The 11,656-nt window shown below is 46.4% G+C and carries 10 protein-coding genes; 3 read left to right on the top strand and 7 right to left on the bottom strand.

Features of this window, described 5'->3' with window-relative positions; genetic code table 11:
• Positions 1-85: 85 nt before the first annotated feature.
• The 3 genes from QMY49_RS07875 to QMY49_RS07865 all read right to left on the bottom strand — a co-directional run bounded on the left by QMY49_RS07875 (position 86) and on the right by QMY49_RS07865 (position 3,455).
• A complete protein-coding gene (locus QMY49_RS07875; protein ID WP_005451816.1) occupies positions 86-577 on the bottom strand; it encodes a type II secretion system protein in 492 nt (163 codons plus the stop codon).
• A 229-nt stretch (positions 578-806) separates the two neighbouring features.
• A complete protein-coding gene (locus QMY49_RS07870; RefSeq protein ID WP_283313914.1) occupies positions 807-2,150 on the bottom strand; it encodes a sodium/glutamate symporter in 1,344 nt (447 codons plus the stop codon).
• A gap of 426 nt (positions 2,151-2,576) precedes the next feature.
• The gene (locus QMY49_RS07865) at positions 2,577-3,455 is read right to left on the bottom strand and encodes a LysR family transcriptional regulator (protein WP_258455316.1); all 879 of its coding nucleotides are present in this window, start codon (positions 3,453-3,455) and stop codon (positions 2,577-2,579) included.
• Positions 3,456-3,558: 103 nt separating this feature from the next.
• Between QMY49_RS07865 and QMY49_RS07860 the strand changes: the two genes are divergently transcribed.
• Complete coding sequence (locus QMY49_RS07860) at positions 3,559-3,846, top strand: putative quinol monooxygenase (RefSeq protein WP_283313906.1); 288 nt, start codon at positions 3,559-3,561, stop codon at positions 3,844-3,846.
• A gap of 11 nt (positions 3,847-3,857) precedes the next feature.
• Positions 3,858-4,835, top strand: coding sequence for a Gfo/Idh/MocA family protein (locus QMY49_RS07855; protein ID WP_283313903.1), 978 nt, complete (start codon positions 3,858-3,860; stop codon positions 4,833-4,835).
• An 84-nt stretch (positions 4,836-4,919) separates the two neighbouring features.
• On the opposite strand, the gene QMY49_RS07850 is transcribed toward QMY49_RS07855, so the two are convergent.
• Positions 4,920-5,606 carry a DNA-3-methyladenine glycosylase I gene (locus QMY49_RS07850; RefSeq protein WP_017819464.1) on the bottom strand — a complete coding sequence of 229 codons (687 nt, stop codon included), beginning with the start codon at positions 5,604-5,606 and terminating at the stop codon, positions 4,920-4,922.
• Positions 5,607-5,692: 86 nt separating this feature from the next.
• Here QMY49_RS07850 and QMY49_RS07845 point away from each other — a divergent pair, with 86 nt between their 5' ends.
• On the top strand, positions 5,693-5,887 hold the full coding sequence (locus QMY49_RS07845) for a hypothetical protein (protein WP_005377692.1): 195 nt from the start codon (positions 5,693-5,695) through the stop codon (positions 5,885-5,887).
• A gap of 85 nt (positions 5,888-5,972) precedes the next feature.
• Here QMY49_RS07845 and QMY49_RS07840 read toward each other — a convergent pair whose 3' ends face one another.
• Genes QMY49_RS07840 through QMY49_RS07830 form a run of 3 tightly spaced genes read right to left on the bottom strand, consistent with a single transcriptional unit; the run spans position 5,973 to position 11,435 of the window.
• Positions 5,973-8,783, bottom strand: a complete 2,811-nt coding sequence (locus tag QMY49_RS07840; protein ID WP_283313900.1) for an Hsp70 family protein — start codon at positions 8,781-8,783, stop codon at positions 5,973-5,975.
• Between the two features lie 55 nt (positions 8,784-8,838).
• Positions 8,839-10,803, bottom strand: coding sequence for an Hsp70 family protein (locus tag QMY49_RS07835; protein ID WP_283313897.1), 1,965 nt, complete (start codon positions 10,801-10,803; stop codon positions 8,839-8,841).
• On the bottom strand, positions 10,803-11,435 hold the full coding sequence (locus QMY49_RS07830; RefSeq protein WP_005434042.1) for a DUF2760 domain-containing protein: 633 nt from the start codon (positions 11,433-11,435) through the stop codon (positions 10,803-10,805). The genes QMY49_RS07835 and QMY49_RS07830 overlap by 1 nt, the downstream gene beginning before the upstream one ends.
• Positions 11,436-11,656: the final 221 nt, after the last annotated feature.

Genomic DNA, 11,656 nt, shown 5'->3' with positions numbered 1-11,656 from the left:
GTTAATTTGAAGTTTTGAAGGGTTTTGGGTTGTTAGGGGATAAAAGCTTCAAAAGTGATGCTTTTGAAGCTCATTCCGAGTGGTTTTAGCAGTCTCTAGTTTGAATTCCGTATTTTATTTGACCACCTGATGTTTTCGGGTAGTAAACCTCAACATAACAAAGATGAGAGATATCTACGGGCTTATTAGCAAAGCCAATCAAGAAGTAAGGTTCATTTTCATCATCCACGCCATACCATCGATTGATAGTCAATTGAGGGTCAAAACCAGCGAGTTCTTGTGCAGGTATTACGTTCTTTATGTATCCGTAATAGCCAATTAAATCCTTAACACCATCGCTATCCAAGTCAATATTCTTGACCTCTCCACCATCGACTTGTTCTTGAGATTGCATGACTGCTTTCGCATAAACTTGATTGTTTGCGGTCATCAAAGCTTCTCTTGCGCCATGCAAGACCGCAATACGGGCGTCTTTTTGGATGTCTAAAAATTTTGGAAACGCCACAACACTTACTATTCCCAGAATGACGATACAAATCACCAATTCTATCAGAGTAAAACCTTTGGAATTACGCACAGCCAACCTCCGAATTTGCTTTTATAGACTGCTATTCTGGAACAAAATTATGGCTGGAAAGGTATTGAAAAAGAATGAAGTTATGCGATGAGTAGTCATGTTCTTATATATAAAACAAATTGCTCATTTTTTTAACTTGAAGTGTGTTTGTTTTTACATAAAAAGTTATTGAGATATCAGTAAGAAAAAGCCCCATTTCAGCTAAAATGAGGCTCGGTAAATCAGGTCGTTATGATGGATTCGTTGCGGTCTGTGAGCCTTGTTTGAAAACAAAACGCCAAATGAAAAGAACTACGGCTATGTAAGCTAGACCAACGCCAAGCGCTTGCCAGTGCATGCCGTTATACATCGCGATTGGCATCAAAGATATGATGAAGATGTCAGTGATTGAGCCTGGGACATAAGCGATGGCGTAATCATCAAGTACCTTGCTACGCATCTTTGGATCGACAATACGCAGTAGGGCAATACCCATTGCAACCGTACCCGTCAGCCAACCCCAAGAGAAGATGCCTTTTTCAAACCAATCGTCTCCCATGATGCGTGGAGCCACCCAAAAGATTAACCAAAGTGTGAAACATACGCCGCCAAGAGCTAGTACTACCATAGGCATTAAGTATTGGGCCAAGACGGTAATCTTGATTGCAGAGATACCGAAGATAATCAAATAGTCGGTGCTGATGCCCGCTGCATGTTTGAACGCGCCATCACAAAGGTAACGTGACGCTTTGGTCTGCTTTGCGATAATTCGAACCAACATACCGCCAAGGAACCCGGTTACAAACGTTGGGATCTGCACCTTATCGTGGAAGGAAGATAAATAGTTAGCAGCAACATAGGAGAACGCCGTTACTACAACCACCAATGCGGCGTGAATCGCAAAAGAATCAACCGACAGGGAAGACATAGTGTCTTTCATTACCGGTTCTTGATCATCAGGTTTAACAAGGCCTTTGCGTTCGTGTTCGTCCATGCTGTCGAATGTCGTAAAGCTACGAATCCAACCCATCTTCAATGCGAATTGCAGCATGAGCATGCCGACAGAAATCGAAATGAAGATACCCACGGTTGCGAAGGTTAAACCTAGTGTGAAGCCATCTTCCCAACCAAGCCCCGTGAATATTTCGCCAACAACAGAAGCTGAACCGTGACCGCCCATAAAGGCTGCAGACATTGTTACGCCAAAGGCTGGATTAATCTCTGGCCAGAAGAAGGTAGTGATCGCGAGACCAAACATTGCTGCAAATAACCACTGTGAAACAGAAGCGATTTGGTTGAATGCCCACAATGAGCCAGCGCGCTGTGCGACGGTCTTAGGTGATGGGACATCAGTTGCCAGACCTAACGCAGAAAAAAGTGCAGCAGTTAATAGGCTTGCGTTAGCGGTAAATGTATCGGTCCACGGCAGTATGTTTAGCAGGGCTGGTCCAAAAATCAGACCGAATAATCCCGCGAGAACCGCCGATGGAATGTACATACGTTGTAGTAGTGGCGTGTGAACGCGAATGACTTTTGCCAAAATCAATAGTAAGCCAGCAATGGCTAAGTCAGTCAGCATTAGACCTTTAGGCATTTTATCCTCCAGTAAATGCAGTCAAGGGGTAGCGTCCTTGTGACCAACCTTGATTGAAAAATCGCTCCCAACGAAAAAAGTCACATACGTGACCAAAAGTGTTGAGAAATCAATGTCGTTTTCATAAGCAAAGGAATGTGCTTATGCAGTTTGAAATGAGTGCAAATGTCGTGATTACGCACGAACTTGGAGAGAAATTAGATTAAATTCTCGATGTTATTTTGATAGTTCACTCAGGAAAGGCGGCAATCCTAGTCACTTTGTCAGGGCAATGCAATTGATGGGAATCAATAAATTATGTTCATCAAATGAGCGTTCTGTGCTAACGGTATGAAAAATAAAGATAATTAATGAGAAATAATATTTGTCATATCGACAATAAAAACTAATTGCTTGGTTAAATTACAGCCGTTTTGTCTGTTTGTATTATTGGCTCACATGAGAAAGAACAAAATCGACGAAGGTGCGATTTTTAAGGGAAAGCTGTTTTGAACGGTAAAGCAGGTGGATCGGCTTTGGCTTGGGAATGTGTGAATGGAGAATTTCTACCAACGTGCCAGACTGGATTTCTTGTTCAACTAAAATCTTTGGTTGTAGAAGAACACCAGAGCCTTTTGACGCGGCAAACTTAAGCACATCACCATTATTAGACGTTAATCGGGTGTTGCTGTTTCCAAAGGTATTAGATGGCATGTTCACCACCTGTTGGCTTTCCCCTTGGTGGTACTGAAATCCCAAACAATGATGATGTTCAAGGTCATCAAGCGATTGGATAGGGGCATGCAGCTTAAGATAAGAGGGTGAGGCGCAGTAAGTCATGTCGTATTCCCCGAGTTTTCTTGCAACTAACGATGAATCGACCAACTCACCAATACGAATAATCACGTCTGCTTCGCTTCGATATGGGTCAATCAAACTGTTATCCAACATTAACTCAACGTTCAGTTCGGGAAATTCAGCTAAGAAGTCAGCCACGATGGGCGCAATCACCTTTTTACCATAGGTAACTGGGCAGTTAACTTTTACTGTTCCAGTTGGGCGGTTGATCAGCGTCTGGATTAGGTTCTCTGCGTTGGTGATGTCTTCAATAATGCGGTGGCACTCTTGATAGTAGAGTCTGCCAGCTTCGGTCAAGGACTGTTTGCGCGTGGTGCGATGAATCAGCTGCGTACCTAAGCTTTGCTCAAGAAAGCTCATGTGTTTGCCAACCATGGTCGGTGAAATATCAAAGTGGTGTGCGGCGTTACGAAAGCTGCCATGTTCGACCACGTAAGCGAAAACCTTCATGCTTGTTAATTTATCCATTACACACCCAGAGTTGATAAAGAAATAACTAAAGCAGAGTTTATCAATCATATGAGGTTAATTACAGTGGACGTATGATTAAGAGTGGAGAAAGAGATCCATCATGAGCAAGACGATTTTTGTTACCGCCGAACTGAAAATGAATGCCGATAAGCCAAGACAACAAGTGGTTGAGACCATTGAACAATTTTGCCTTGATATGCAGAGCGAAGCTGGGTGTTTGCAAGCGAATGCGACCTACGATTCTAAAGACCCACTGCGTGTGATTCTTTGGGAGCGATATGAAAACCGCGCCGCGATTGAAGCGCATTTTGCTATGCCGCATACACAAGCGTTCATTGCAACTGAAATGGCAGAGTTAGTCCAAGCATTCGAAACTCAAGCGCAATAGGAGACGTGAACATGAAATGGGGCATTTTAGGCACAAGCTTTATCTCAGGTGTCATGGCAGAGGCAATCCAAGGCGATGACAAGAGTAAGCTCTACGCAGTTGCTGGACGTTCGGAACGGAACTTGAATGCATTTGCTGAGCAATATGGCATCGAGAATACCTTCACCGATTACGATGCGTTGATTGCCGATGAACAAGTCGACATTATTTACATCGCACTGCCAAATCACCTTCATCATGACTTTATCGTCAAAGCGGCAGAGCAGGGTAAAGCGATTCTTTGTGAGAAGTCACTTTCGGTAGATATGGAAAAAACTGAGCTGGCTCTAAAGGCAGTCGAATCGCACAAGGTATTCTTTGCTGAAGGCTTGATGTACTTGCATCACCCGTTGATCAGCGAGTTACTTTCGGTGCTTAAATCGGGAGAGATCGGTGAACTTCGCTCCATCCATACTTCTTATATTGCGTCGATTGCGCAGTTTGTTAATCCAGACAGCAAAGGTGCTTTGTATAATTTAGGTTGCTACCCAATATCATTGGTGCACTTGGTGGTGAAAACCATGTTGGGTGAACAAGCCTTTGGAAACCGCTCTATGACGGCGATTGGTCGACGAGGTAACGATGGGAATATCTGTGAATCGAGCTTGATGATGCAATTCGGTGAGCAACAAACGGCGAGCGTGCATACCGCCGAAGATCACGGATTGAAACACCAATTCACCATTCTGGGTAGCAAAGGCTGTATTACGTTAGACTCGAACCCATGGCTCCCAACGCAAGATAACCAGTTTAGTGTGGAAATTTACGAGACGTCGAAGCGTGAAGTGTTTGTACCGGCAACTGGGGACGCTTTCTTCTATCAAGTGCGCACTATTCGCCAAGCGGTTGAGGAGGGGCGTACCTCGTTAGAAAACCCTTGTGCAACATGGGAAGACTCTCACCGCATTATGCAGATACTGACTGAGTGGGAATCACTGGCTTCAAAGTAAGTCTGTACTTGAACCAATGAACATAAAAACGGCGCACTAAATCCAATGATCAGTGCGCCGTTTGTATTTTGGGTTTAATCTCGGTTAAATGCGATTATCGCCGGTGCTGAACGCAATAACTTGGCTGATTTCAGACAGGCTTCTGCCACTTTCTTGTTGCCATTGCACAAACGCTTTGTTGGTGGCGTCGAGCGACTTTTTAGTGTCTTTGCCACCTTCAATGATCTTGCAATTACGCAGGTAAGCCTCAACGTCGCTAGACAAGATAAAGGTATCAACGCCCATTTGGCGAAGTGTGTAAGGACCGGTATTTCCACCTAGGCGATTACCGTGTTTCTTCAAATATGCCCATAGGTCGGTGATTTTCTCTTGCGGCCAATCGGCAACCATTTTGCCAAACGAGCCGTATTCGATTTTTGCTTCGTGGATCATACGAGCATTAGCAGGGATCGACATGACTTTAGTGAGATGGCGAATGATGCGTTTGTCGGTTGCTTTGGTTTCCCATTGCTCGTCTGACAGCATTAACAAGGGCTCAATCTTAAATCCGAAGAATACTTCTTCGAAGTTCGGCCACTTGTTGCGAACCACGCTCCACGAAATCCCACTTTGGAATACCTTCATCGAAAAAGCGGCCAGCCAACGGTCATCGGGAATCGCTGCCAATTCTTCTTTGCTTAGTGGATGAGACAAAAGCGCTTCAAGTTGATCTTCACCACCTTTACGCTCAGCAGCGCGCTGATAAATCGCGTCAAATTTTTCGATACTCATAAAAGAAGTTAGTCCTAGTTTATGTCGATATTTGCGAAACATACTACGCTTAAGTGGCTGAATCGTAAATTGATGGAGTGTCACAAATGAAGAAGGTCACATTAACGTTTGTCGGGGAAGGTTCGGATCGTATTGCAGAAAAATTCTATGCGTGGATGACGGACGGTGGGTTAGAAGACAGCATGATTGAGAATTTATCTGACCGTGAAATCTCAGTTGTTGGCATCAGTGATATGGATAATGAAACGCGTGATGTGGTAATCAATACGGAAATGAACTAACGAACCGCTTTTCGTCAGCAAGTAGAATCAGACAAAACAAAGCCCTTCTCATGAAGGGCTTTGTTGCGTTTATAAGCATGGGAGCTTAGTTGTTTACCAGCGTCAGACCGCTTGGGAGTGCATCACCAAAGATACGCTTCGATTCGCTCTCAGATAGCTCTTTGACTTCTTCAACCAGTGATACCCAAGATTCAGGCACCTTGCTTTGCTTCAGCTTGGTGAGAACTTGTTCACGGTAGTCGTCTGAGATATCAAATAGGCGGTCGCCCGTCTTACGACAAATCATCACGGCTGCGAAAGCGATCATTGGCTCTTTCTGCCAGTTCTGCTCTAACAGCTTAGGCAACCATTGTTCCGCTTGTTCACGAGGAATTACGTTATGCTGGCTGCCATACAAAGGCGTACGCGATGCCAAACGACCCATTGCCCACCAGTGCGCTTGTTCGAACTGGTTATGGTTGATGGCTTTGCTCAAGAACCACGTTGCCAATAGAACTTTGTCTTCGACTTCTAGGTGCTCAAGCGACGCCGCTAATCGAACCATGGATTCATAACCCATGTCTTGCGCCGCTTTGGCTGATTGTGGGTTTTTCATCGCACCAGGATGTAGGTATTTCGCGATGTCCGCCAAGATGGTCTCTTGTTGCTCTTGGCTCAAACCACCTGCGATACGACGCCAGAACACCCACCAGTCGGTCCAACCTTGATGGTTCTTGAATTGAATGTTTTGTTGGTAGAGACCCCAAACTTGCTCAATGCGCCATGAATCGGTTGGATCGCCAAAGCCCGGACGCAACGCGAAGCCCGCCAAACGAAGCCAGTTTTTCTCGTGCTGTTCAGAGCGGCGGCGACGCTTACGACCTTGAGCAAAGGTATCAAACAGTTGACGTAGGGTCGTGAAATCCCACTCGTCACGTTTGCCAAGCTTCTTCTCAAGATCTTTGGCTAAGGTTTTGATCTCTTTGCTTTCTGCGCTTTTCTTGTTACCGCTGTAAAGGCGAGCGATCAGCTCCTTACATTCATTCAGTTTAGGGTGAAGCTTAACTTGCTCGCTGTCGTCGGTTTGCTTGTTACGAACTTCGAACTCCAGCTCCCAACGTTTGCTGTCATCTTCTGCACTGACACATTCCATCTTAAGCGTGCCGACTTCGGTCAACTGACACGCAAGTTGTACTTCTACGCGCTCTTTCTGATTGGCTTGTAGTTCGGCGCCTTCACCTTCAAGGGTGGTGATATAAGGTGGCAGAGGAGCAAACAAGTCAGGATCAACGTCAACCATCACACCGTTTTGAATAGCGGTGTTATTGGTTAAGGTGTCGTGGGTAGACGTCAGCAGGTTAAAGCGAACAGGTTCACCTAAGGTAAGCGAGAAACGACGACCACTTAAGCGGATCTCGTGACCTTCTTCTGTACCTTTTGCAAGCAAACAGAGTGCTTTGCCCATCTTGTTCTTTTCTTGAAGATGCAAGAAGTAAGAACGGGCTGCACCACCACCAATTTTAAGCTGTGCACCACGACGTGCTTTACCAAAGGCAACGGCACCCAGCGCAACCGACCAATCTGGATGCGGGTTATCTAATACCGTAACCGGTGCGCCGCGCCAATCGGAAAGGAGGGTAGTGACACGCTCAGTCACAAGCTCACTGTTGAACACACCACCGTTGAGTAGCAAACCGACTGGAATGGCATTTTGTTTGTCGTCTTCGATACCAAGAGCGGCACGAGACACTTGTTGATGCTGAGTTAAGAACTCGGCAACGTGTTTGCTCACTGCTGGGTCAGCGACGTATGGAAGACCAAACTCAACAACGGCGCTGCGGCGTTTGTCTGGCACTTCACTGAAATCAGAAAGCGGGAAGAAGCCATCTAAAGCGATTTGGTGCACTTCTTGTTTGCTCAGCCCAATACTCTTTGTTCCACCAAGAAGTTTCGAGCCGCTGCCTAGCATGGTGATTTTTACTTCTTCAGGTGCACTTGCTGAAAGTAGGTTCTCTTTCGCTTTGCGTGTCTGCTGAATCAGCTTAGTCAGGCTTGCTGCAGTAAGCTTCTTACTTTGATTGAAGCGACTCTCTGCAAGGTGCGCTAATGCTAAGTCGAGGTTGTCACCACCAAGCATCAAGTGTTCGCCAACGCCAATACGATCAAGGGCTAGCTCATTTTGTGAAGAGAAACTTGCTTCAATCAAGCTTAAGTCGGTAGTACCACCGCCCACATCGCACACCAGAATCAGCGGTAACTCTTTGAGCTCATCAGCTACGGTTTGCTGGTGGCGTGCGTACCAGTCGTAACATACGGCTTGTGGCTCTTCGAGCAGGACGATTTTCTTTAAACCAGTCAGCTGTGCAGCTTCAAGCGTGAGTTTACGAGCGGTTTCATCGAACGACGCTGGAACGGTCACAACCACATCTTGGTCTTCTAGCTTGTTGCTAGGGTGACGGTAGTTCCATGCTTGACGAATGTGGTTGAGGTAGCTTGCGCTGGCAATAACGGGGGATACTTTATCTACGTCTTGCGCACCAGCCCAAGGAAGAATGTCTGAGCTACGATCCACTGCTTGGTGCGATAGCCAGCTTTTAGCACTGGATACCTGACGTCCTTCCACCTTAGCGCCTAATTCACGAGCCCATTCACCCACGATCACATTACTAATGTCGCCAGAGACAGGTTCGTTTTCCCAAGGGAGTGTTAGGTCAGAAGGGGAGATTTGACCAACCGCAGGGTGATAGCGGAAAGAGGGCAGTAATGGTTTACGAACCACTTCACCCGGACCAATTAATTGGTCGATGTCGAATAGGGATACTTCGGATTGTTCAAGGTTGTCGGTGATTTCACAGTACGCCACAACAGTGTTTGTGGTGCCAAGGTCAATACCAACAAGAAAACGAGGAGATGCCATACAAACCTTCGTGTATTTAAAAACGGCACCCGATTGGATGCCGTTTGATTTCTATTTATTCTTCTTCGTTTGAGTTGCTTTTCGCGTCTTCGCGCACATCGAACTCAACATGCCATTTTTGACCGTTATCAGCGGCAATGGCTTCTAAGTAAAGCGTACCAAGCTCTGTCACGCGAGAGGCTAGGGTTACCGGAACCGCTTCACCTTCACGGCGACCTTCAGATACTGGCAGCGTTACTTGGATTTCTGGAAGCTCTTCAAGCTCTTCTGGTGCCCAGTAGTCTAGGTGGGTACCCGCTAGGTCATCACGACGAACCGTTGAGCCGAAGAATTGGAAGTTAACTGGCTGACCGATGATCAAACCAAACTCTTGGCTTGGTACGTCAACGCTTGAACCTTCTTCCATACCAAATGGCGCAACACAAAGTGCTTCCATTGGAGGCGCCATACCCGGAATCGCTGGCATTGCACTTTCGATACCCACGTAGTACGCCGAAGCAATACCACCACGGATGCGAACGCCTTGACCACGACGTACAGAGCCGTAGTAAGCCGCACCGCTAGCAACCGCAAGGTCTAGATCCACACCTGTTAGGCGTTTTGCCATTTCTGCATCTGCTTCAATTAGCCATTCGTTGATCGTGTCTTCTAGACGAGTTGCTAGAAGTTTCGATTTCAGAACACCACCGTTGAATAGGATTGCGGTTGGCTTGATGAAGTCAGCCGATTGCGCGGCATCCGCACCTGGCATACCAGGCATGTTAGCGAATGGGTTGAAATCTTGAGCCGCTGCTTCGCCGCCATTTCCTGACGCAGAAAGAGCATTGGCTTGCTTAGACAAGAACGCTGCAATGTGACGAGTAATGCCTGCATCTTGTGCGTAAGGCAGACCCATTTGCGTTAGTGCACCACGGTTACGTTGAACAGGGTGGTCAGTAATCGCAACTTGAGGGAAGAAGCCGTCAACTAGTGTTTGTTGTACTTCTTCTTGAGTCAGTTCTGTTTTCAGCGTTGCGCCAAGCAGTTTAGAACCACGGCTTGGTACTACGATTGGCACTGACTGAAGTTCGCTGTCGTTCAATAGCGCTTCTTTTGCGTCACGACATGCGTGTGTCATTGCCTGAACCTGCCATGGTTGTAGCTCTTTGCCTTCTTGCGCTAGCTTCATCTTCAAGCGGTACGCAAGTGCAAGGTCCATGTTGTCACCGCCAAGTAGGATGTGTTCACCTACCGCGATACGGTTCAGAGTTAGGTTGCCGTCGTCTTCAGTTACTTCAACCAAAGAAAGGTCGGTTGTACCACCACCGATATCGACCACAAGTACGATGTCGCCAACTTCAACTTCGTCGCGCCATTTGTCGTTGCTGTTATCGATCCAGTTGTAAAGGGCAGCTTGTGGCTCTTCTAGAAGCGTTAGGTGCACAAAGCCAACGTTACGTGCTGCTTCTGCAGTTAGATCGCGAGCAGCAGGATCAAAAGAAGCAGGGACTGTAATAGTCACGTCTTGATCGGCAAGGTTGTGATTTGGGTTCGCGTGATTCCAAGCGTCTTTTAGGTGCTCTAGGTAAAGCTCTGTCGCGCGAAGAGGGGATACTTTTTCCACTTCTTCTGGGCTACCTGCTGGCAGGAAAGCATCACGACGATTCACACCAGCGTGGCAAAGCCAAGATTTCGCACTTGCAACAAGGCGAATCGGTGTTTTTGAACCTAGGTTACGTGCAATAGCACCAACCAGAGCTTTTGGCTCGCTCGACCACGGAAGAACGCGTGATTGCGGGTTCATTTCGTGTTCGTGCGGCTGGTATAGGAAAGATCCTAATTGGCTGCGAGTCTCTACCGTGCCCGGCGCAGTCAACTGCGGGATAGGCATCACTTCAACGCGAGCGTCTTCGTCGTGAGTATCAACAAAAGACATGACACAGTGTGTTGTACCTAAGTCGATACCAACACTGAATTTAGGCGTCTGTTGAGTTTCAACAGACGCTTCTTGAGAATGGTTTTCTTGGTTCATGTGTTCCATTACAGCTCAACCTCAGCTGGAGCGATCACAGATGCATCGTAGTTCTCAGCCAGTTTAGGCAACGTCATTGATGTTGCTTTCCAACCTTTGTGAACTAGCGTGCCGTTGAATGGCGCGCTGCCTGTTACGTTGCCAGTTAGGCGGATTTCTTGTGGGTTGAAGCCTTCTTCAACCGTAATGCGAGTTTCTTCGTCTTCGTTACGAACGTGCGCTAGCGTCACGTAGTCGTTCAGTACTTTCTGACCACCAGTGTGGATTACGCGAGCGGCTGCGCCGACTTCTTCATCAGAGAATGATGTTAGGTCTTCTTTTAGGAAGTCAATCAGACGAGCTTCTTGCTGCATGATAGAAAGTAGCTGCATTGCAGAGTCTGTAGATGCCGTTGCAAGTTTCGATTCAACTTCTACAACACGTTCTACGACTTTCTCAACTTCCACTACTTTTTCTACTTCAACGATCTTCTCGACAGGCTTCTCAACCTCGACGATTTTCTCGACTGGTTTTTCTACCACTTTCTCAATCACTTTAGATTTACGAGATACTGCGATCAGAAGAAGCAAAACGCTCGAAGCCGCTAGACCTGCGTGAAGCATATCGAACGTTTGAGGAATTAGGTTCAAATCAATGTTCATGACATTTTTCTCTTTCTATTGATTTATTGGCGCTTAGTATTGGCTCACACATGTTTACTAAAGAGATCGGCTTTGCGACCTGCACCAAGTTTAGACATTAAAATGATGGTGGATGGTAGCATATTCAAGGCTTAAGACTGTAATAATTCGTGAATATACCGCATGATTAGCATGAAAAATCAACGATTAGATGGGGACGCAAACGTTGTTGCTTGATGTTT

The sequence above is a fragment of the Vibrio harveyi genome (assembly GCF_030060435.1).
Classification (GTDB): domain Bacteria; phylum Pseudomonadota; class Gammaproteobacteria; order Enterobacterales; family Vibrionaceae; genus Vibrio; species Vibrio harveyi.
The sequence above is the reverse complement of the archived record's forward strand: the minus strand, read 5'-3'. Positions and strand labels throughout refer to the sequence as shown.

Coding starts and splice junctions, on each gene's coding strand:
- QMY49_RS07870 (WP_283313914.1), bottom strand. CDS start 2,150: ATGCCTAAAGGTCTAATGCTGACTGACTTAGCCATTGCTGGCTTACTA.
- QMY49_RS07865 (WP_258455316.1), bottom strand. CDS start 3,455: ATGGATAAATTAACAAGCATGAAGGTTTTCGCTTACGTGGTCGAACAT.
- QMY49_RS07860 (WP_283313906.1), top strand. CDS start 3,559: ATGAGCAAGACGATTTTTGTTACCGCCGAACTGAAAATGAATGCCGAT.
- QMY49_RS07855 (WP_283313903.1), top strand. CDS start 3,858: ATGAAATGGGGCATTTTAGGCACAAGCTTTATCTCAGGTGTCATGGCA.
- QMY49_RS07850 (WP_017819464.1), bottom strand. CDS start 5,606: ATGAGTATCGAAAAATTTGACGCGATTTATCAGCGCGCTGCTGAGCGT.
- QMY49_RS07845 (WP_005377692.1), top strand. CDS start 5,693: ATGAAGAAGGTCACATTAACGTTTGTCGGGGAAGGTTCGGATCGTATT.
- QMY49_RS07840 (WP_283313900.1), bottom strand. CDS start 8,783: ATGGCATCTCCTCGTTTTCTTGTTGGTATTGACCTTGGCACCACAAAC.
- QMY49_RS07835 (WP_283313897.1), bottom strand. CDS start 10,803: ATGGAACACATGAACCAAGAAAACCATTCTCAAGAAGCGTCTGTTGAA.
- QMY49_RS07830 (WP_005434042.1), bottom strand. CDS start 11,435: ATGAACATTGATTTGAACCTAATTCCTCAAACGTTCGATATGCTTCAC.